We start from the raw sequence: 21,082 nt of genomic DNA on the forward strand, positions 1-21,082 counted from the left end.
GGACCAGGCTGGAGCTCCAGTGCGAAGCGCTCCCGAGTGCCTCACCTCAGTCCGCCTGAAGACGCGCGTGCACAGATTTTGGGGCTGCTACGCAGCCCAACGGGAGCAAGCTCCCTCGCCACAGAGGATCTAAGCCACCGTGCCGTCCACCAACACCTGCAACGTTTGTTGTGAGCATCGCTCGATGCGTACCCGCACACCATAGACTTCGGCAAACAGCGCCGTATCCAGCACGTCATCCGCCGCGCCACTGGCGTACAGCCGGCCCTGGCGCAGCACCGCGATATGGTCGGCATAGCGCGCCGCGAGGTTGATGTCGTGCAGCACCACCACGGCGATCAGGTTGTGTTCCCGCACCAGGTCGCGCACGCAATCCATGACCTTCAACTGGTAGTTCAAGTCCAGCGCACTGGTGGGTTCATCCAGCAGCATTACCTGTGGCCGACGCGCAATCAGTTGCGCCAGGCTGACCAGTTGCCGCTGGCCGCCGGATAACGTGCTCAATAGCTGATCCGCCAGATGAGCGATGCCAATCCTTTGCAACGCATCAAAGGCCTCGCGCATGCACGCGTCGCTTGAAAGCGCAATGCCCTCGACGTTCGCCACCCGCAGCGCCGCGATCACGCTTTCCATCACACTCAGGCTCAAGCCCGGCGGAAGGTTTTGCGGCATATAGGTCACACGCCGGGCGCGGTCACCGACGGACATTTTCGTCAGGTCCAGGTCACCCAATCTGACAACGCCCTGCATCTTTTCCAGCCCCGCCACCGCCCGCAGCAACGTCGACTTGCCCGCACCGTTCGGCCCGATCAACGCGGTCAGGCTGCCGTGGGCCAAGGTTGGCAAACTCAGGTCATGCACAATCTGGCGCCGGCCATAGCTGACCTGGGCGTTCTGAATCGACAGCCCGCTGCTCATAACTGCCTCCCGCGCTTGAACACCAGCAACACGAAAATCGGCACGCCCACCAGCGCGGTGACGATACCCACGGGTACGATCACCCCGGGCATGATCAGCTTGCTGGCGATGGATGACAGCGACAACAGTAACGCGCCGACAAGCGCGCTGGCCGGCAGCAGGAAGCGCTGGTCTTCACCCACCAGAATCCGCGCGATGTGCGGACCCACCAGGCCGATAAATCCGATGGTTCCCACAAACGCCACGGCGGTGGCCGACAGCAGGCTGATACGCAACAACGAGAAAAACCGCAGGCGCTTCACATCGACACCGAAGCTTTGCGCGCGGTCTTCGCCCATGCGCAACAGGGTCAGGCGTGGCGCGGCCGCGAAGGAAAAGGGCATGACCACGGCGACCACCAACGCGAGGATGCCGAGCTTGTCCCAGTTGGCCCGGGTCACGCTGCCCAGGGTCCAGAACACCAGTTGTTGCAGCACATCTTCGGTGGCGACCAGTTGCAACAGGGCGACCACCGCGTTGCAACTGAACACCAGGGCAATCCCGAACAGCACCAGGCTTTCCACCCCGGCACCGCGCAGGCGCGACATGGCTTGCAGCAAAAAGACCGAGGCGGCGGCAAACACAAAGGCCGAAATGGAAATCGCCGTATTGGCCGACACCCACAGCGTCGTCACCGGAAACACAATCACCAGGGACGCGCCCAACGCCGCCGCCGAGGAAACCCCCAGGGTGAATGGACTGGCGAGCGGGTTGTTAAGGATCGCCTGCATCTCGGCGCCCGCCAGCGACAGCGCGCAACCGACCAACACCGCCATCAAGGCGTAGGGCAGGCGCACGTTCCAGATGATCACCTGGTCGGTGGCGCTCAGGTGGGCCGGGTGCAGTAAGCCATCGAGCAGGGCGCCAAGGCCCATGCCCGACGGGCCGCTGGCCAGGTCCACGAGGATCGCGCACATCAGCGCGCCACCCAGCAGGGCCAGCAGCCAGAAGCGGCGGGCCAGCAGGCGGCGATAGCCTTGGCTGGCGGTGGCGAGGTCGAGGGTTTGAGTGGTCATTGGATTCGCAGCCTTGAAAACGACGAAAATCCCTGCCGGTACACGGTCAGTGTGGGAGCTGGCTTGCCTGCGATGGCGRYGGTGAATCCAACAYCGCTATCGCAGGCAAGCCAGCTCCCACAGGAACCGTGTCCAGGCAGGGAATGGGTTGTGAGCCTTAGTTACTTGGGTTTGCCATCAATCCAGTAAGCACCCTGCAGCGGCATGCCGAGGAACTGTTGGTTCATCGCTCCCATGGTCGCCTTGGGATCCAGCTTGGCGAACAATTCCGGATGCACCCACTTGGCCAGCGCTTCAATCGCCAGCAGGTTGTACGGCGAGTTGTAGAAGTCATGCCACAGACCGTGGGAATTGCCCTCACGAATCGCCCGAAGGTTCACAAACTCAGGGCGGGCCAGCACGGTATCAAACGCGGCACGCGCGTCTTCGTTGCTCACGCCAGCCCCCAGAATCAACCCGGGCTTGTGATTGCCGGTGGCCACATACACATCCGGGTCAGCTTTCAGCGCGTACTCGACACTGATATCTCCCAGCGCCCCCGGCACCACGTCGGCGGCGATGTTGCGCCCGCCCACCAGCTTGATCACTTCACCCATGCCGCTCTTGCCAGTGGTGTGCCCCGGTGCCTGCCAGGCGCCGGCCAGCAATTCCAGGAACACGCTCGGGCGCGGCCCGGCCGGCAAGGTGGCGACGGCGTCGGTGATCACCTTGATGTGCTGGTCATAAAAGTCGAGGAACGCCTTGGCCTGGGTTTCCCGGCCCAGGGCCTGGCCCAGGGCGGTCATGCTGGCGTGGGTGCCTTGCACCGGGTTGATGCGGAAGTCGACGAACAACACTGCAATGCCCGCCTTGGCCAACACGTCCGCCACCGGGCTGTGTTCAGTCGGGCCATGGCCGGAAATGCTGAACACCGCCAGGTCCGGTTTCAGCGAAAGAATTTCCTCGGCGCTGACGCTTTGCTCCGACGCCTGGCCAATCAGCGGAATGTCTTTTACCGTCGGAAATTTCGCCACGTAGGCGTTATAGGTGTGGGCGTCCAACAGTTTCAAGTCATTCTGCCAGCCGACAATCCGTTGGAATGGCGCGTCCTTGTCCAGCAAGGCAAAGGCCGAAATCAGCCGGCCTTCGCCGAGCACCACGCGCTGCACGTGGTCTGGCACCTCGACCTTGCGGCCCAGCACGTCGGTGACTTCATGGGCGGCGGCGGTTTCGGCGTGGCCGAGGATCAGCACGGCAAACAGCGCGCCCAGCTTGAGGAAGTTGCGGGGTTTCAGCATGGCGAGAACTCCAGGTGAAGGCGGCGCATCAGACATCGCTCCAGCGCCGCAAAAGGTTGTGATAGGCGCCGCTCAGTTGCAGCAGCGCGTGGTCGTCGGCGTGTTGCGCGGTGAGGCGTTGAATCGCCACGTCCATGTCCAGCAGCAGTTGGCGCTGGCTGTCTTCGCGCACCAGGCTTTCGACCCAGAAGAAACTGGCGATGCGCTCGCCGCGGGTGACCGGGTTGATCTTGTGCAAACTGCTGCCGGGATAAATCAGCAGGTGCCCGGCGGGCAGCTTCACCGCGTGCTCGCCGAAGGTGTCGCGGATCACCAGTTCGCCGCCGTCGTAGCTGGCCGGATCAGCCAGGAACAAGGTGGCGGAGATGTCGGTGCGCACCCGTTCGCGCACACCCTTGAGGCCGCGAATCGCATTGTCGATATGCCAGTCGAAGGCTTCGCCGCCGCTGTAGCGGTTGAACAGCGGCGGGTAGATTTTCTTCGGCAGGGCGGCGGACATGAACAGCGCGTTATCCGACAGCCGCGACAGAATCTGCTCACCCAGGCGAATCGCTACCGGCGCGTCTTCCGACAGCTGCCGGTTGTTTTTCGCCATGGCCGAGCGTTGCCCGGCAGTGACCTTGCCGTCGACCCACGGTTGATCGAGCAGGGTGGCGACGGCCACCGCGACTTCTTCGGCACTCAACAGGCCGGGGATTTCGATCAGCACGGCTTAAAACTCATAGTCGACACTGGCGGTGAGCGTGCGCCCGGCGCCCGGAATGCCGTAGAGCTGGAAGCCGTCCAGGGACGCGCCGATCTGGCTGTAGTAGAACTTGTTAAACACGTTGTTCAGGTTGAGGTTGACCGTGGTTTGCCTGGTCACTTTGTATTGCGCAGCCACGTTGTTGAGCCAGTAGCCGGGGGCCTTTTCGTGGTCACGGGTGTAGATCGCGTACACGCCGGACGGGCCGGTGGCGTAGCTGCTGTTGTTGTTCAGGCCGCCGACGTATTTGTTGTCGCTGTAGCGGCGGCGTCCTACGTATTGCGCGCCGTAACTCAGGCTCAGGTTGTCGGTGACGGCGTAGGTGGTCCACAGGTTGGCGGTCAGGTCGGGAACGTTCTTGGCTTCCTCGCCTTTGTTGGCCCCTTTGGTCTGGGTGCTTTTCAGCGCGGAGAACCCGCTGTACACCGTCCAGCGCGGGCTGATATTGCCTTGCAGGCCCAGTTCCACACCGTCTACGCGCTTGGCGGGGAGGGCGCGTACCGGAGCGCTTTCGCCGTCCTGGTATTCCCAGGAGTTGTCCAGTTCTGTGCGGAAGATCGCGGCGGTGACGTTCAGCAGGTCGTGGGCAATGTCCCACTTGGTGCCGATCTCGTAGGTCTTCGACTTGGCCGGGGTGTAGTTGCTGGTGCTCGCGGCGCCGTAGATCTGGTTGTTGGTCGACGCGCCCAGGGCTGACGGTTGTGCCGCTTCGCTGTAGGACACGTAGATGCTGCCGTTAGGCAACGGCTTGTACACCGCGCCGACCCGGCCGCTCACGGCACCGTCGGTGCTGTCGATGGACGCTTGGCCACGCTGGGTGGTTTTGGCCTGCCAGTTGTCGTAGCGCAGGGAGCCGAGCACTTGCCACTGTTCATTCAGGGTGATGGTGTCACCCAGGTAGATGCCGGCGTTGTCGATCACTGAGCGTGGCTGGCCTTCACCCTTGGTCACTTCGGTGCTGGCGAAGCTGTGGTTCGGGTCGTTCATGTCGAAGAACAGGTCGCCGGCCGGCACTTCGGCGTTGCGTTTCAGGCCGCCGTAGGTCTCGTGATAGAACTCAAGCCCGCTGACCACTGCGTGTTCCAGCCCGCCGGTATTGAGCTTGAAGGCGAAGTCGGTCTGGTTGTCGAGGATGGTGTAGCGCGTCGACTGGCCGAAGTCGCTCCCTCGCAAAATACCGTAGGCGGTGTTACCGCTGTTGGCGTATCCCGGGTACGCATTTACCGTGCTGCCGGGCACTTGGCTGATCGGTCCTACGCCGGTGTAGCCCAAGGTCGCACAGCGCGTGCCGGTGCAGGTTTTTTGGCCATTGCCGTTGGCGGCGAAGAAGCGCGCGGGCGAGAGCACCGCGAAGTTGTCGGTACGCTCCCACTTGGTCTGGTTCTTCAGGGTCGCTTCGTTCCAGTCGAAATCATGCTCGAAGCGGGTGGTCAGCGAAGTGGTTTTGGTCTGCTGGGTGTACAGGTGCGAGTCGCCATACCAGTTGGAGCGCTTGACTCCCGGCATGCGGTCGCCGTCGGTGCCGCGCTGGATCGGCACACCGCCGTCCGGCGTGTTGTCGTCCTTCTGGTAGAAGGTGTCGATAAACAGGCGGGTGTCGGTGCCCAGGCCGAAGCCGAGGGAGGTCGCGATGCCCCAGCGGTCGTAGTCCACGTCGTCACGCTCGGCCACCTGGTTGTAGTGCTTCATCAGGTTGATGCGCAGGGCGGTGGTGTCATTCAGTTGTTGGTTGAAATCGCCGGTGAGGCGGCGGTAGCTGTCGGTGCCGATGCCGGCCGAGAGTTTGTTGGCATCCCCCAGATGCGCCTCTTTACTCACCAGGTTGACGCTGCCGCCTACCGCGGAAACGCCGGATTCGATCGAGCCGGTGCCCTTGAACACTTCTGCCTGTTGCAGGTTGAAGGTGTCGGTGCGGGTCGATTGGCCAGCATCGCGCACACCGTCGACGGTCAGGCTCTGCTCCGAGGAAAACCCGCGAATCGAAAACAGGTCGCCCCAGCCCAGGTTGCCTTCGCCGGACATGAAGGTGATGCCCGGCACGTTGCGCAACACTTCCTGCAAGGTCTGCGCGTTTTGCTCCTTGAGCACTTGCTGCGGGACGATGGTTACGCTTTGCGGGGCATCAAGCAGCGGCTGGCTGATTTTTGCCGAGGTCACCCGGTCGACTTTAAAGGCGGAAGTGGCTTCACCGTCGATCTTGATTTCCGGCAGGCTCAGCACTGAATCATTCGACGCCGCCACCGGCGCATCGGCCCAGGCGGTGGGAGAAACGCTGCCGGCGGCAAGCAGGCCGAACATCGGCGCAAGGGTAGATTGCAGCGACAGGGCGCGCGGGGTAGGCAATGGCATTCGGAGTGACCTAGGCTAAATTACAATTAATCTCATTTAGATTCGGTAGTCTAAAGACCGATACCGGCCGCCATGCCGTGGCTTTGTAATGTGGATGCGTGATTACCGCTTCCCACAACATTCCATTACATTTGCGCGTACTCCTGGCTGAAGTTTCGGCTATCTCCTGCCTTTTGAGTTTCGGACGAATTGCCCCATGGCCAAGCAAGACCACCTGCTGATCGTTGATGACGACCCGCAAATCCGCCAATTGCTGTGCGACTACCTGAGTGACGCCGGCTTCCAGGTGTCCACCGCCGGCGACGGCAAGGAAATGCGCCGCCGCCTGGCGCTGAATGTCATCGACCTGATCGTCCTCGACCTGATGTTGCCCGGCGAAGACGGCCTGAGTTTGTGCCGCGAATTGCGCGTCAGCTCCAACACGCCGGTGATCATGCTCACCGCCAAGGGCACGCTGATCGACCGGATCGTCGGCCTGGAAATCGGCGCCGACGATTACCTGCCCAAGCCGTTCGACCCGCGGGAGTTGCTGGTGCGGATCAAGGTGGTGCTGCGCCGGGTGCAGAGTTTTCCGGACCGGGCGCGGCTCGATGAAGCACCGAGCATCAGCTTTGCCGGCTGGCAGCTGGACACCCGGGCCCGCCAATTGCTTTCGCCGGAAGGCGTGGTGGTCAGCCTCGGCAACTCCGATTACCGGGTGTTGCGCCTGTTGTTGCAGCATCCCAACCGGCCGCTGAGCCGCGACTTTTTGCTCAACCACGTGTTCGACAAAGACAGCACGCCGTTCGACCGCTCGATTGATGTGTGCGTCAGCCGACTGCGCTCGCAGTTGCCGGCCGGGTTGATCAAGACCGTGCGCAACGAGGGTTACATGCTCACCGCCGACGACGTGGCGCTGCAATCGTGAAACTGCTGCCGCGTTCGCTGTTCGGCCGGCTGGTGCTGATCCTGGTCAGCGGCATGCTCGCGGCCCAGGCCCTGACCAGCAGCATCTGGTACGACATGCGCCACGGCCAGGTGCTGGAAATCCCCAGCCGGCTGATCGCCACGCGGCTGGCGGACGTGGTGCGGCTGGTACACAGCGATCCGGCGCAGGCGGATGTGCTGATCAAGCTGCTCGATACGCCGCGCTTTCGCCTGACCCTGAGTGACCAGGCCAGTGATGTGACAAGCAGCATCAGCGACAGCGACCAGGCCACCGAGCGCTTGCTGAATAAAGTGCTCTCGGAGAAAACCGGCTACACCCAGAACCTGCATCTGTTGAGCCTCAAGCTGCTGGATGCCGAGGGCCAGCATGCCGGGCTGTCGACTCTGCTCAGCTCCAGGCCTGTGGTGGGGCAATTCCTGATTGACCTGCGTTTGCCGGACGGGCGCTGGCTGCAGGTGCAGGCCACCGAAGAACAAGGCTGGACCAGTACTTCGCCGATGGACTTGCTGTTCGATTACGTGATGCGCATTTATCTGCTGCGGGTATTGGTGCTGGTGATCATTGCCCTGGTGGCGGTGCGCCTGGCCATTCGCCCGCTCAACGCCCTGGCCAAGGCTGCCGAAGCCTTGGGCCGGGACATCCAGCGGCCACCGCTGGCCCTCGATGGGCCCACCGAAGTGCGCCGTGCCGCCCAGGCGTTCAACGCCATGCAGCAGCGGCTGATCGCCAACATCGCCGAGCGGACGCGCTTCCTGGCGGCGATTTCCCACGACCTGCGCTCGCCCATTACGCGCCTGCGGTTACGTACGGAAATGCTCGACGACAACCGCACCAAGGAACGTTTTCGCAGTGACCTGGAAGAAATGGAGCACATGGTTTCCAGCACCCTGGACTTCGTCAGCAGCGGCGAAATCAACGAGAAGCGCCAGAACATCGACATCAACGCCTTGCTGCAAAGCTTGCAGGCGGACCTGCAGGACGTGGGCGAGACGGTGACGATAGAAGGGCGGGCCAAACAGCCATTGCCGGGGTATGCCCGCAGTCTCAAGCGTTGTGTGCAGAACCTGCTGGAGAACGCGGTGCGTTATGGCTCCGAGGTGGTGGTGCGGGTAGAGGACAAGGCGGACAGCTTGAAGATTGTCATCAGCGACCGTGGGCCGGGGATTCCCCAGGAACAACTGGAACAGGTGATGGAGCCGTTTTACCGGGTGGAAGGCTCACGCAATGTGGAAACCGGTGGTTACGGGCTGGGGCTGAGTATCGCGCATACGATCGCCAGTGCCCATGACGGGCGGTTGGGCTTGAGCAATCGGGAGGGTGGGGGATTGGAGGTGGTGTTGGAGTTTCAGCGCAAATCCTGGCCTTGAAATGCAGGCTAAATGTGGGAGCGGGCTTGCTCGCGAAAGCGGTGTATCAGTAACAGAGAGGTTGACTGACACTGCGCTTTCGCGAGCAAGCCCGCTCCCACATTTGGATGTGCAGTGTTTCGAGAATCGGGTTTCTTAACTCAAGCCCCGTGGCACTTCTTGAATTTCTTCTCGCTGCCGCACGGGCAAGGATCGTTACGACCCACGTCCTTCAACGTATTGCGCACCGGCTCCTGGTGAGCGTGGCCGCAGTTCGGGCCGTGGACATGGCCGTGGTCGTGATCATGATGATCGTGATCGTGGTTGCAGTCGGGACCATGGACATGGGGTTGCTGAGTCATCGATGTCGCTCCGGAATAAAATCGCCGGGGATTATCTCGCCATTGCGCAACACCTGCACGTCGTTCCCGATAAATAAACCGGTTTTCAACTCGCCTTCAAGACGATAGGGCACGGGATCGCGCGGATTTTTCAGCATGTCGACCACATCGCGGATCTGCGGCCACAGGTTGGTGCGCACCGATACCCGGAAAAAAGCGTGGCTGTGGGGTGGCACGGTCAGCCATTCGTTGGACTCGCCTTCGGTCAGCACCATCGTGCCGAGGCTGACCTTGTAAACCAGGCCGCGTACGGTCAGGTCGTTGTCGTCACGGTTATCCACGCGGAAATACAGCTTGAACTTCTGCTCCAGCAACTTGACCCGCACGGGGTCGACCTTGACCAGACGCACCTCGGGGGCGGGCGTATCGTCGGCGAACCACGACGCGCAGCCGGAGAGCCCCAGCATCAATGCCAGCAGAAGGCTGTAAGTCCTGAATACCCGCGCCTGAGAAACCATGCCGTTACTCCGTGTGAAGAGTCAGCATAGCAAGCGAGAGCCTGTCGGGTATCAATGAATGTCAGAGGTAGCCGGAACAGCACTTCTTGAATTTCTGCCCGCTGCCACACACGCAGGCGTCATTACGCCCGGCCTTCACGTCCACTGTCGGGTCGATAAAGTACCAGTGCTCATTGTTCTGTACGAAAGATGAGCGCTCGCGGTGGCTGTGTTCGCCGGTGCTGTCATGCCAGCGAGCGGTAAAGGTCACGAAGGCGTGTTCCGGCTGGCCGCCGAACACCTCGGAGCTTTCCACTGAAAGGCCCAGCCAGGTGCTTTGGGCGCTCCAGGCGCCGATGGCGGCCGTGTCCAGCCCGGCTTGCTGCGCAGGCAGGGTGGTTGCCACCAGGTAGTCCACCAGTCCCAACACGTAGGCGCTGTAGCGCGAACGCATCAGCGCTTCGGCGCAGGGGGCCGGGTGGCCGGCGTGATAATGACCGCAGCAGGCATCCAGCAGGTTGCCACTGCCGCAGGGGCAAATGGATGTACTCATTGGGTTACCACCAATACTTTCCAAAGTTTTGCGGGTTGGCCCAGAAGCGGGCGTTCAGCCAATCCGGCACCTGTTTATAGTCAAGCAGATCATAGGTAAACAGCGTCAAAACCTGACCGTCGCGCTGGAAGCGTTCGCTGGCTTGCAGGGCCAGGGAGAAGAAGTCGGTGTCTTTCCAGTGGCAGGCCTCCAGGTCCACCAGCACCGCAATGCGACTGGCATTGAGGTTGCGGATGCCCCCCAGCAGGGTCAGGCCCGCAGGTTTTGACAGGTGTTCCAGGCAATCGACCACCAGCGCCAGGTCAAAACGCTGGGCCGCGAGGTCGGTGGGCAAGGGGCCGGGCTCGGCGAAGGACACCACGGTATCCGGGTGTGCTTCCTTAAAGGCGTCCAGCGCCGGGAACTGGCTGGCGCCCAATAACAACAGGCGTTTGGGCGCGTGAAGATCAAGCAGCGCAGCGAGCGCTTGCTGGGGTGTACGGGAAGAAATACCGGCAGTCATCGAAGATCCTCACATCAGGACCGTAGAGACTAGCCTGCCTGAGCGTGCGGGCCTAGAGCGGGCGGCGAGAATAAACCGCTCGGCCCAATGAATACTGGGGTGTGACACGCTGGCGCAGATGAAAAGAGCCGTCTTTACTCCACTCGTCGGCCCCCGCCGATCCCCTCAGGAGAAAGTCAGATGAGCATCATGCGGACAGCTCTACCCTTGGTTCTGCTAACCGGAGTATTGACAGGTTGCGCAGGCTTGCAAAAAACCGACTGGCCCACCTGTGCCGCCGTCGGCGGTGTGACCGGTGCTGCCATTGGTGCGACCCAAAGCTCGTCCTATGCAGGCTACGGCGCACTGCTGATTGGCGGCATGGCTGGCGCCTATTGCTGGGTGCATGGCGACGGTGACGAGGACGGCGATGGCGTACCGGACAGCCGCGACAAGTGCCCTGGCACGCCAAAAGGCGTGCAGGTCGACGCCAATGGCTGCCCTCCGGTGCCGGTAGCGGTGGTTCAAGAGGAAGTGGTGGTGGTCAAGGAAGAAACCATCGTGATTCGTGACGTGCACTTCGAGTTCGACTCCGCGAAGCTCACGGCTGCCGACAAAACCAAGCTCGACGTGATTGCCACCCGCCTGAAAAAAGAGGCCCCGAGTGCGCAGCTGCGCGTCAGCGGGCATACCGACAGTGTCGGTAAAGATGCCTACAACCAGAAACTCTCTGAACGACGCGCTCATTCGGTGACCGACTACCTGGTCAGTTCCGGCATCCCGCGCAGCAGTTTTGTCTCCGTGACCGGCGCCGGCGAAAGCCACCCCGTAGCCGATAACAAAACCGCTGATGGCCGCGCGCTGAACCGCCGCGTGGAAATTCAGATCAACCGCTGACCCCGCCTCAAGGCCCCTGTGGAATCCCCAGGGGCCCCTTCATCAATTTTTTAATCCTTCACTGGCACAACGCCTGTAGAAGTCGTTACTGTGCGCCCAAAGAATAATGTGCAAGGGGAGCGTGCGGGATGAAGGTGTTTTGGGGGCTGGGTAAATTATTGACGTTGCTGTTCTGGGGCGTGGTGGTGGTCAACCTGATCACACCGCTGATCAACCCGTTCCACCTGTTGGTCAACCTGGCCGGCAGCCTGTTGTTGCTGACCCATGTTCTGGAACTGCTGTTGTTCAACGGCAGTGTGAAAACCCGTGCCCATCCCTGGCGTGACCGCTTGCAGATCCTGCTGGTGGGTATGTTCCATGTGCAGAGCTTTTCGACGCCGACACCGACTAATGATGTAAACAAGGAGGCCAATCATGCGTAAGGTTTTTCTGTTGGCCCTGCTGGTCAGCCCCATTGCCCTGGCCCAGAGCGTCAGCGTCGAGACCAACTCGTTGATGCGCCTGCCCAACAGCAGTGGTGTGTTGCAACTGGAGCGACTGGACGTGGCGGATTACGGCACCTTGCTGATTCCCGCCAATATCACCCAGGTGACCGTGGATGAACTGCACCTGGGCCGCGACGCGCGAATCGCCATCGTGCCTGGTAGCACCACGTTGCAACTGCAGGTGCGTCAGGCGCAGCTGGAGCAGGGCAGCCAGATCACCTCACGCGGCGCTCCCGGTACCCATGAGCGCCCGGCCAAGGCGGGGCGTGACCTGGTGTTGCGGATTAACTCGCTGACGGCCGATGAGCTGTCGGTGGATGCCCGCGGTGGCGCGGGTGCCCAGGGTTATGCCGGGCTGGATGGTGCCAACGGCGAAGACCCTGGCTGCACCTGGGGTTCGGCCGGGCGCGGTGCCAATGGCGACAACGGCGGCGACGGGCTGCCGGGCGCGGCGGGCGCGCAGGTCCGTGTGGAATTGCCGCAGGACTTCCCGGGCGAGAAAATCAAGGTCTGGGTGGACGGCGGAGCCGGTGGTTTGGCGGGCACGGCGGGCAAGCCGGGTAAAGGCGGGCAGTCCAAGGGTTGCCTGGTGTACCGCGCGGATGGCGGCGAGAAAGGCCGGGCCGGGTTGGAAGGGCAGCCGGGGCCAGCGGGGCCTGCGGGTGCTGTGACCATTCAGAGGCTCTGAGGCGACTGGCCTGACGCTTTCGCGAGCAAGCCCGCTCCCACATTTGAAATGCATTCCAAATGTGGGAGCGGGCTTGCTCGCGAAAGCGGTCTACTAGGCTCCTCAGAACATCGGCCGTGCCGAAGCAATCGCCACCAGCACCAACCCCACAATCAAGTTGATCCCCACCAATTTACGAATCTGCCCCAACGCCGCCGCCCCGGCCGGCCAATCCTCAGCCGCCACCGCCGTACGCAGCTCCGGCAACTTCAGCGCCTGAATCCGGATAAACAGCGCCGTCATCACCACATACAACCCCATCATGACCTGTACATAACGCGGCGCGGTCTCAAACCCGCTGAAGCGCAGTTGCAGCAGGCCGACACCGCTGATCGGCAACACCAGCACCGCCACCCAGACCCACACGAAAAAACGTTGAAACACATTTACCCAGAGTTTCAGCCGGGCCGGCCCGTCCAGCGCAGCCATGGCGGCGGGGCGCAGGATCATCCAGGCGAAAAACATACCGCCGACCCAGATCAGGGCGGCCAGTACATGCAGGGTGTAAGCGAAGCTAAAGACGGTCATTGGGGTACTCCGTTCTGCGCGGGATTAATTAGCGGGGTATGATAGCGGCCGATCCGAACCACTGAAAATTTATCCAGCGTTTTTTGCGCCCGACTATCCATGATCAGCACTGAACTCAAAACCACGATCCAGGGCGCCTACTCGCGTTTTCTCGAAGCCAAGAGCTTGAAACCGCGGTACGGCCAGCGCCTGATGATCGCCGAAGTCGCCAAGGTCCTCGGGGATATCGATACCGACGACGAAGGTCGGCGCAGTGGCGACCCCGCCGTGGTGGCCGTCGAGGCCGGCACCGGTACCGGTAAAACCGTGGCCTACAGCCTGGCGGCGATCCCCACCGCCAAGGCCGCCGGCAAGCGCCTGGTGATTGCCACCGCCACCGTCGCCCTGCAAGAGCAGATTGTCTACAAAGACCTGCCCGACCTGATGCGCAACAGCGGCCTGAATTTCACCTTCGCTCTGGCCAAGGGCCGTGGGCGCTATATGTGCCTGTCCAAGCTCGACGTGCTGTTGCAGGAAGGCCACGCGCAAACCGCCACTGCCTCGCTGTTCGAAGAAGAAGGCTTCAAGATCGAAGTCGATGAGGTCAGTCAGAAGCTGTTTACCAGCATGATCGAGAAACTGGCGGGCAATAAATGGGACGGCGACCGCGACAGCTGGCCCAATGCCCTGGAAGACGCCGACTGGGCACGGCTGACCACCGATCACAGCCAGTGCACCAACCGTCATTGCCCCAACTTCGGCCAGTGCGCCTTCTACAAGGCCCGGGAAGGCATGGGCAAGGTAGACGTTATTGTCACCAACCATGACATGGTCCTCGCCGACCTGGCCCTGGGGGGCGGCGCCGTGTTGCCCGACCCGCGCGACACACTCTACGTGTTCGACGAAGGCCATCACCTGCCCGACAAGGCCATCGGCCACTTTGCTCACTACACGCGGCTGCGCTCCACCGCCGACTGGCTGGAAACCACGGCCAAGAACCTCACCAAGTTGCTCGCCCAGCACCCGCTGCCGGGCGACCTGGGCAAGTTGATTGAGCAGGTGCCGGAGCTGGCGCGGGAGATCAAGACCCAGCAGCAATTCATGTTCAGCGCCTGCGAACAGGTGGCAGACTTCAAGCCCGGCGAAGACGTGGAAGGCCGCGAACGGCCGCGCCATCGTTTCGTTGGCGGGCTGATCCCCGAGCACATGCGCGAAATGGGCGTCGAGCTGAAAAAGGGCTTTTCGCGCCTGACCGACTTGTTCACCCGTCTCACCGATTTGCTCAAGGAAGGCATGGATGGCGAGGTCAATATCGGCATCGCCAGCAATCAGGCTGAAGAATGGTACCCGCTGTTTGGCAGCCTGCTGTCCCGTTCCCAGGGCAACTGGGAGTTGTGGACCGCCTTTACCGTCGAAGACCCGGAAGACAACCCGCCCATGGCCCGTTGGCTGACCCTGTCGGAAAGCGGTGCGCTGTTCGATATCGAGGTCAACGCCAGCCCGATCCTGGCGGCGGAAATGCTCCGACGCAACCTGTGGAACGTGGCCTACGGTGCCTTGGTCACCTCGGCCACGCTGACGGCCCTGGGCACCTTCGACCGCTTCCGCATGCGCGCCGGGCTGCCGAAGAAGGCCGTCACCGCCGTGGTGCCCAGCCCGTTCCATCACGCCGACGCCGGTGTGCTGCGGGTACCGGACCTCAAGGCCGACCCACGGGATGCGCCGGCCCATACGGCAGCGATCATTCGTGACCTGCCCTCATTGGTAGAGGGTTCCCGGGGCACGCTGGTGTTGTTCTCGTCCCGCAAACAGATGCAGGACGTGTTCGACGGCCTCGACCGTGACTGGCGCAAGCAGGTGTTTATCCAGGGCAACCTGTCGAAACAGGAAACCCTGAACAAGCATAAGGCGCGGGTAGATGGCGGCGATTCCAGCGTGCTGTTCGGCCTCGCGAGTTTCGCCGAGGGTGTGGATTTGCCCGGTGCCTACTGCGAACACGTGGTGATCGCCAAGATCCCGTTCTCGGTGCCGGATGATCCGGTGGAAGCCGCGTTGGCCGAATGGATCGAAGCCCGGGGCGGCAATCCGTTCATGGAGATCTCGGTGCCGGACGCTTCCTTGAAACTGGTCCAGGCCTGCGGCCGCCTGCTGCGTACCGAAGAAGATCGCGGCACCATCACCTTGCTTGACCGGCGTCTGGTTACCCAGCGCTATGGGAAAGCTATCCTGAATGCTTTACCGCCGTTTCGGCGGGAAATTTCTTAAGGCCCAGTGGGCGAATTCGCCCACTTTGTGGTCTATCTCACCATCGCTTCACGTCATCAGGCCAGTCACCGGCCGTTTGGGAGAACCTTGTTCACATGATTCGCACGCTGCCCGCTGTTTTTGCCCTGTTGTTTGCCGCGCCATTGCTGGCTGCGCCTGCCGGGCAACAAACCTTGTTCAACTTTGTACGGCCCGCCGATGTGGTCAAGGTGGCGACCCAGGACGCCAGCCTGCCGCAATACAACGCCGAACAAACCGCTGAAGGCGAAGTGCTGCGCCGTATCACCTTCAACCCGGCGGCCGAACCGAGCCTGGTGCTCAGCCCGCAGACCGGCGCCTGGGACTGGTCGCAATCCGGTGCCATGAGCCTGCGGATTCAAAGTGCGATGGACTGGGCGCTGACCCTGTACGTCAAGGTGCAGAGCAATGACGGCCGAACGCTGTTCAGCCGTATCGACCTGCCAGCCGGTCCCGCGCAAACGCTGTTGATTCCGCTGCAAGCCAACTCGCCCCTGAGCCAGGGGATGAAGGCCGGCCCGCCGATGCCGATCACTGTCGATGGCCAGCGCGTGCTGCTGGCCAGCAGCGAAGGGGAGATCGACCGCAGCCAGATCGTGTCGGTGACCCTGTCGATGATCAAGCCGAACGTTGCCCAAAGCATCTTGCTCGAACGCTTTGGCGTGCAGGACATCGCGCCGGTACTCAAGGCTACCTACAGCGATCTGGTGGACGCCTATGGGCAGTCCACCCGCGCCCGGTGGCCGGAGAAAGTCAGCAGCGACGAGCAGTTGAGGGCCGCAGCGGTCAAGGAACAGCAACAGCTCAAGGGCTGGCTGGCCGAGCGCGACAAGGCCTCCCTGGACAAATTCGGCGGCTGGAACAAGGGCCCGGCCTTTGACGCCAGCGGCTTCTTCCGCACCGAGAAGCGCGACGGGCGCTGGTACCTGGTGACACCGGAAGGCCATCCGTTCTACTCCCTGGGCGTCAACACCGTCGCCCCGGACAACAGCCAGACCTACGTGGCGGGCCGCGAATGGATGTTTGCCGCGCTGCCCAAGGCCGGCGAGCCTTTCGACAAATACTACGGCAGCGGTGACAGCCGCAGCGGCAATGGTGCCGATCAGGGGCGCAGCTTTAATGTCGGCCGCTGGTACGACTTCTATGGCGCCAACCTGCAGCGTACCTATGGCCAGCCGTGCGTGCCGCCGGCACCTTGTGCTCCGGAAGGTTTCGACCAGAAACGCTGGGTCAGCCACACCCTCGACCGCCTGCGGGCGTGGGGTTTCAATACTGTCGGCAACTGGAGTGCGCCGCAGCTGGCGACCGCCGACCGCGTGCCTTACACCTTGCCACTGTCGATCGTCGGTGATTACGCGAGCATCAGCACCGGCACCGATTGGTGGGGCGGCATGCCCGACCCGTTCGACCCGCGCTTCGCCATGGCCACCGAGCGTGCGGTGGCAATTGCCGCCCGTGACCATCGCGACGACCCGTGGCTGATCGGCTTCTTTGCCGACAACGAACTGGCCTGGGCCGGTCCCGGTGATGATGCGAAATCCCGCTACGCCCTGGCCTACGGCACCCTGCGCATGACCACCGACGTGCCGGCCAAGCGCGCGTTTCTCAAGCAATTGCGCGACAAGTACCGCAATCAGGAGGGGCTTTCCAGGGCCTGGGGCATCGAGCTGCCCGCCTGGGAACTGATGGAAGACCCGGGCTTTGTGCCGCCAATGCCAAGCCCGGAGCACCCGGAAATCGAAGCGGACTTCAAGTACTTCCAGAAGACCTTTGCCGACGCCTACTTCAAGACCATCTCCGATGCATTGAAATGGCATGCGCCCAACCAGCTGTTGCTGGGTGGCCGATACGCGGTCAGCACGCCGGAAGCGGTGGCGTCCTGCGCGCAATATTGCGATGTGCTGAGCTTCAACATGTACACCCTCAAGCCTCAGGACGGCTACGACTTCGCGGCCCTGCGGACGTTGGACAAGCCGGTGCTGATCACCGAATTCAACTTCGGCTCGGCCGACCGCGGCCCGTTCTGGGGCGGCGTGACGCAGTTGGCCCGGGAAGAGGATCGTGGGGTTGCCTACGCCAACTTCCTGAAGCAGGCCATGGCCGAGCCGTCGATCGTCGGCGTGCATTGGTTCCAGTACCTGGACCAGCCGGTTACCGGCCGTTTGCTTGACGGCGAAAACGGCCACTTCGGCCTGGTCGGCATCACCGATGTGCCGTTCCAGGGGTTTGTCGACAGTGTGCGCAAAAGTAACCTGGCTGCCGTCGATCAGCTGGGCAAGGAGGCCGAAAAGGCCAAGGCTGCCGCAGCGGTCCACGCCGGTGAGGGCGGCAAGCCCGGGCGTGAAGGCAATGCAGCAGCGCCGGGTGCAGAGCATTCCGGCGGGCATTCCGGCAAAGGTCATTGATTGGGGCTGATCGACGAGAGCGGGTTCACAAATCGCTCAATGGCTGGAACAATGTCGGCCACTTTCTGTAGTACTTTTCCAAGGGGGCTTAGGTGCAGATTCAGGGTCATTACGAGCTTCAATTCGAAGCGGTGCGTGAAGCCTTCGCCGCGCTGTTCGACGACCCTCAGGAACGTGGTGCCGCGCTGTGCATCCAGATTGGCGGCGAAACCGTCGTCGACTTGTGGGCCGGTACCGCCGACAAGGACGGTGCCGAGGCCTGGCACAGCGACACCATTGCCAATCTGTTCTCCTGCACCAAGACCTTTACGGCCGTCACGGCGCTGCAACTGGTGGCCGAAGGCAAGTTGCAGCTGGATGCGCCGGTCGCCAAGTACTGGCCGGAGTTTGCTGCCGCGGGCAAGGAAGCCATCACCCTGCGCCATCTGCTCTGTCACCAGGCCGGGTTGCCGGCCCTGCGTGAAACGCTGCCCGCCGAAGCCCTGTACGACTGGCAGATGATGGTCGACGCCCTCGCCGCCGAAGCGCCATGGTGGAAGCTCGGGGAAGGGCACGGTTATGCGGCGATTACCTATGGTTGGCTGGTGGGCGAGTTGCTGCGCCGCGCCGACGGTCGTGGGCCGGGCGAGTCCATCGTGGCCCGGGTTGCACGGCCATTGGGCCTGGACTTTCATGTGGGTCTGGCAGACGAAGAGTTTTATCGAGTTGCCCATATAGCCCGAGGCAAGGGCAATGTAGGCGATGAGGCGGCACAACGTTTACTTCAAGTAACGATGCGCGAGCCGACGGCGATGACTACCCGTGCATTTACCAATCCACCGTCTATTCTGACCAGCACTAATAAACCCGAATGGCGGCGTATGCAGCAGCCAGCGGCAAATGGTCACGGTAATGCGCGAAGTCTGGCGGGTTTTTATAGTGGGCTGCTCGACGGTAGTTTGCTGGAAGCCGATATGCTCGAAGAGTTGACCCGCGAACACAGTATCGGCCCGGATAAAACCTTATTGACACAAACCCGGTTCGGGCTGGGTTGCATGTTGGATCAACCGCACGTGCCAAACGCCACGTTCGGCCTTGGCCCACGGGCCTTTGGGCATCCCGGGGCCGGTGGTTCGGTGGGGTTTGCCGATCCGGAACATGATGTAGCCTTTGGTTTCGTGACCAATACATTGGGCCCTTATGTACTTATGGACCCGCGGGCGCAAAAGTTGGTAAGAATATTGGCCGGTTGTCTGTAAATAGCTTGCTGTCTTGCGTTTTTTTGTTACAAAGGCACATACAAAAAGACGCTAGGCAAAATGTTGTAACTTTAATGTTCCAAAAGCGTCTGTTTAACGGGTCATTCAGGCCCCTGGTTTTTTCTCATTTTGTGGATATCTCATGTTATCGAACAAGTCCTTGGCACTGGCGCTATGCCTCACTATTACTGGCTGTGCACAAACCCCACAAAATGATGCCGAGGGCGGGCATTGGTGGTCATTTGGCTCCGATAAGGCTGCTACCAAGGACGCAGTGAGCCAGGCCGACACCAAGCCGGATGCCAAGCCGGCGGTCGCGGCCAAGGCGCCAGCGCCGGTAGCACCCGCYGCTGCACCTGCACCTGCTCCGGTTGCGAAGGCGGATACCGGCTCCAACTGGTGGCCGTTCTCGTCGAAAGCCGACGACGCCAAGGCAGACCTGAAGGCCGACCTCAAGGCGGCAACGCCTGCCTCCGGCGCCCCGGCTGATGCACCGGCCGCTGCACCTGCCGTTGCCAAGACGGATACCGATACCAAATGGTGGTGGCCGTTCGAAAGCAAGCCAAAGCCATTGGCCAAGGTCGACGTCGCCAACATCCCGATGCCTGATCCAAAAATCACCCAGGCCTGGCTGGACGACTACGAGCCACGCCTGCGTCTCGCGATCAAGGACAGCAACCTGCAACTGGAACGCCGCGACAACGTATTGGTGGTGATTGCTCCGGTTGACGGCTCCTACAACCCGAAACGCCCGGCGATGTTGCTGCCGGTGACCCTGGGTCCGTTCACCCGTGTTGCCAAGGCCGTTGAAGGCGATCCGAAAACTGCCGTACTGGTCCTGGGCCATGTAGATACCTCGGGTGCCGAGCCGGTGAGCCAGGCCCTGACCAAGGAACGTGCACAGTCCATCGCTTCGATCTTCAGCCTCAGCGGCCTGAAGCAGGACCGCCTGATGCTGCGTGGCATGGGTGACCTGATGCCGCGTGCCGCCAACGACAGCAACCAGGGCCGCGCCCTGAACCGTCGCATGGAAATCATGTTCACCCAGCGCACCACCATGCTGGCCCTGTTGAGCAAGTACAACTCGGCCAACCCGCCGAAGGCTGAAATGGTCGCTGTGCAGGACGTTCCTGCTCCAGCCGCTGCTCCGGTCAAAAAAGCTGCCGCTCCGGCGAAAAAAACCGTCGCCAAGAAAGCTGCCGCCAAGCCGGCTGCCAAAAAGGCCCCGGCCAAGCCTGCTGCTAAAAAGCCAGCACCTGCCAAGGCCGCCGCTCCAGCTGCTACCAACGACCAGGCGAAGAACTGATTATTTGAGCAAGAAGGATAAAGCCGCATGACCCAGGCACTGGCCGATATGCGCCGTGACTACACACGGGACGGTTTGAGCGAGGCCCAGGCCCCGGATGAACCGTTTGCCTTGTTCCACCAGTGGTTCGCCGACGCGGTGAAAACCGAACAGCCACCGGTGGAGGCCAATGCCATGACCCTGGCTACGGTGGACCAGGACGGTCGCCCGCACTGCCGGATCCTGCTGCTCAAAGGCCTGGATACACAGGGCTTTACCTTCTTCACCAATTATCAGAGCGCCAAGGGCGAACAACTCGCGGCGCGACCGTTTGCCGCCATGACCTTCTTCTGGCCGACCCTGGAGCGCCAGGTGCGCATCGAAGGTCGGGTGGTCAAGGTCTCGCCCGAGGAGTCGGATGCTTACTTCCAGGTCCGTCCCCTGGGTAGCCGCCTGGGTGCCTGGGCTTCACCGCAAAGCCGGGTAATCAGGGACCGCGAAGAGTTGCAGGCGCTGCTCAAGGCCACCGAACAACGCTTCAGCGATACCCAGCCTGATTGCCCCGAACACTGGGGTGGTTACCGCCTGCTGCCGGAGCGCATCGAGTTCTGGCAAGGCCGCGCGAGTCGTTTGCACGACCGCCTGAACTACCGCTTGCAGGGTGCCGACTGGACCCGTGAGCGGCTGGCGCCCTGAGCCCACCTTTCGTCACCTCGCCTGAATGTAGCGCTGCACGCCGAAGTCTCTAGTCAGAGGTCTTGGATG

General features: G+C 62.0%; 20 protein-coding genes. 10 read left to right on the forward strand and 10 right to left on the reverse strand.

Annotated features, from left to right (window positions below):
- Window positions 1-129 precede the first annotated feature (129 nt).
- From JV201_RS05865 to JV201_RS05885, 5 genes are all read right to left on the reverse strand, one after another.
- Window positions 130-918, reverse strand: coding sequence for an ABC transporter ATP-binding protein (locus JV201_RS05865; RefSeq protein WP_219406623.1), 789 nt, complete (start codon window positions 916-918; stop codon window positions 130-132).
- Window positions 915-1,973, reverse strand: coding sequence for an iron ABC transporter permease (locus JV201_RS05870; RefSeq protein WP_008432118.1), 1,059 nt, complete (start codon window positions 1,971-1,973; stop codon window positions 915-917). The genes JV201_RS05865 and JV201_RS05870 overlap by 4 nt, the downstream gene beginning before the upstream one ends.
- Window positions 1,974-2,134: 161 nt before the next feature.
- Window positions 2,135-3,250 carry an ABC transporter substrate-binding protein gene (locus JV201_RS05875; RefSeq protein WP_219406624.1) on the reverse strand — a complete coding sequence of 372 codons (1,116 nt, stop codon included), beginning with the start codon at window positions 3,248-3,250 and terminating at the stop codon, window positions 2,135-2,137.
- A gap of 28 nt (window positions 3,251-3,278) precedes the next feature.
- Window positions 3,279-3,959 carry a Fe2+-dependent dioxygenase gene (locus JV201_RS05880; RefSeq protein ID WP_003213688.1) on the reverse strand — a complete coding sequence of 227 codons (681 nt, stop codon included), beginning with the start codon at window positions 3,957-3,959 and terminating at the stop codon, window positions 3,279-3,281.
- Between the two features lie 3 nt (window positions 3,960-3,962).
- Window positions 3,963-6,344 (reverse strand): TonB-dependent siderophore receptor, encoded by a 2,382-nt coding sequence (locus JV201_RS05885; RefSeq protein WP_219406625.1) that lies wholly within the window; start codon window positions 6,342-6,344, stop codon window positions 3,963-3,965.
- A 196-nt stretch (window positions 6,345-6,540) separates the two neighbouring features.
- Between JV201_RS05885 and JV201_RS05890 the strand changes: the two genes are divergently transcribed.
- Together JV201_RS05890 and JV201_RS05895 are read left to right on the forward strand one after the other, a co-directional pair.
- Window positions 6,541-7,251, forward strand: coding sequence for a response regulator (locus JV201_RS05890; RefSeq protein WP_003213692.1), 711 nt, complete (start codon window positions 6,541-6,543; stop codon window positions 7,249-7,251).
- Entirely contained in the window at window positions 7,248-8,639 is a 1,392-nt protein-coding gene (locus tag JV201_RS05895) for an ATP-binding protein (RefSeq protein WP_003213693.1), read from the forward strand. The genes JV201_RS05890 and JV201_RS05895 overlap by 4 nt, the downstream gene beginning before the upstream one ends.
- Before the next feature lie 140 nt (window positions 8,640-8,779).
- On the opposite strand, the gene JV201_RS05900 is transcribed toward JV201_RS05895, so the two are convergent.
- The 4 genes from JV201_RS05900 to JV201_RS05915 all read right to left on the reverse strand — a co-directional run bounded on the left by JV201_RS05900 (window position 8,780) and on the right by JV201_RS05915 (window position 10,511).
- Window positions 8,780-8,980 carry an SEC-C metal-binding domain-containing protein gene (locus tag JV201_RS05900; RefSeq protein WP_003213695.1) on the reverse strand — a complete coding sequence of 67 codons (201 nt, stop codon included), beginning with the start codon at window positions 8,978-8,980 and terminating at the stop codon, window positions 8,780-8,782.
- Entirely contained in the window at window positions 8,977-9,477 is a 501-nt protein-coding gene (locus tag JV201_RS05905; RefSeq protein ID WP_003213697.1) for an LEA type 2 family protein, read from the reverse strand. Before JV201_RS05905 ends, JV201_RS05900 begins: the two co-directional genes overlap by 4 nt.
- 61 nt (window positions 9,478-9,538) lie before the next feature.
- On the reverse strand, window positions 9,539-10,009 hold the full coding sequence (locus JV201_RS05910; RefSeq protein WP_003213699.1) for a YchJ family protein: 471 nt from the start codon (window positions 10,007-10,009) through the stop codon (window positions 9,539-9,541).
- Between the two features lie 4 nt (window positions 10,010-10,013).
- Window positions 10,014-10,511 carry a DUF6231 family protein gene (locus JV201_RS05915; protein WP_178912579.1) on the reverse strand — a complete coding sequence of 166 codons (498 nt, stop codon included), beginning with the start codon at window positions 10,509-10,511 and terminating at the stop codon, window positions 10,014-10,016.
- A gap of 180 nt (window positions 10,512-10,691) precedes the next feature.
- On the opposite strand from JV201_RS05915, the gene JV201_RS05920 reads away from it, so the two are divergent.
- From JV201_RS05920 to JV201_RS05930, 3 genes are all read left to right on the forward strand, one after another.
- A complete protein-coding gene (locus JV201_RS05920) occupies window positions 10,692-11,387 on the forward strand; it encodes an OmpA family protein (protein ID WP_008432103.1) in 696 nt (231 codons plus the stop codon).
- 128 nt (window positions 11,388-11,515) lie between these two features.
- Window positions 11,516-11,809: a DUF1145 domain-containing protein gene (locus JV201_RS05925; RefSeq protein WP_177123375.1), complete on the forward strand. Its 294-nt coding sequence runs from the start codon at window positions 11,516-11,518 to the stop codon at window positions 11,807-11,809.
- Window positions 11,802-12,560 (forward strand): hypothetical protein, encoded by a 759-nt coding sequence (locus tag JV201_RS05930; protein WP_003213707.1) that lies wholly within the window; start codon window positions 11,802-11,804, stop codon window positions 12,558-12,560. The genes JV201_RS05925 and JV201_RS05930 overlap by 8 nt, the downstream gene beginning before the upstream one ends.
- Before the next feature lie 102 nt (window positions 12,561-12,662).
- Here the strand turns inward: JV201_RS05930 and JV201_RS05935 are convergent, their stop codons facing one another.
- Window positions 12,663-13,127 (reverse strand): CopD family protein, encoded by a 465-nt coding sequence (locus JV201_RS05935; protein ID WP_219406626.1) that lies wholly within the window; start codon window positions 13,125-13,127, stop codon window positions 12,663-12,665.
- Between the two features lie 99 nt (window positions 13,128-13,226).
- On the opposite strand from JV201_RS05935, the gene dinG reads away from it, so the two are divergent.
- The 5 genes from dinG to pdxH all read left to right on the forward strand — a co-directional run bounded on the left by dinG (window position 13,227) and on the right by pdxH (window position 21,013).
- Window positions 13,227-15,371 carry an ATP-dependent DNA helicase DinG gene (gene dinG / locus JV201_RS05940; protein ID WP_008432096.1) on the forward strand — a complete coding sequence of 715 codons (2,145 nt, stop codon included), beginning with the start codon at window positions 13,227-13,229 and terminating at the stop codon, window positions 15,369-15,371.
- A 95-nt stretch (window positions 15,372-15,466) separates the two neighbouring features.
- A complete protein-coding gene (locus JV201_RS05945) occupies window positions 15,467-17,794 on the forward strand; it encodes a beta-galactosidase (RefSeq protein WP_008432094.1) in 2,328 nt (775 codons plus the stop codon).
- A gap of 92 nt (window positions 17,795-17,886) precedes the next feature.
- Complete coding sequence (locus tag JV201_RS05950; RefSeq protein ID WP_003211696.1) at window positions 17,887-19,032, forward strand: EstA family serine hydrolase; 1,146 nt, start codon at window positions 17,887-17,889, stop codon at window positions 19,030-19,032.
- 142 nt (window positions 19,033-19,174) lie between these two features.
- Complete coding sequence (locus JV201_RS05955; protein ID WP_219406627.1) at window positions 19,175-20,338, forward strand: OmpA family protein; 1,164 nt, start codon at window positions 19,175-19,177, stop codon at window positions 20,336-20,338.
- Window positions 20,339-20,365: 27 nt separating this feature from the next.
- Window positions 20,366-21,013 (forward strand): pyridoxamine 5'-phosphate oxidase, encoded by a 648-nt coding sequence (gene pdxH / locus JV201_RS05960; protein ID WP_102368249.1) that lies wholly within the window; start codon window positions 20,366-20,368, stop codon window positions 21,011-21,013.
- The last annotated feature ends 69 nt before the right edge of the window (window positions 21,014-21,082 follow it).

Origin of the sequence: Pseudomonas sp. Colony2 (assembly GCF_019382755.1) — a bacterium.
Lineage (GTDB): Bacteria > Pseudomonadota > Gammaproteobacteria > Pseudomonadales > Pseudomonadaceae > Aquipseudomonas.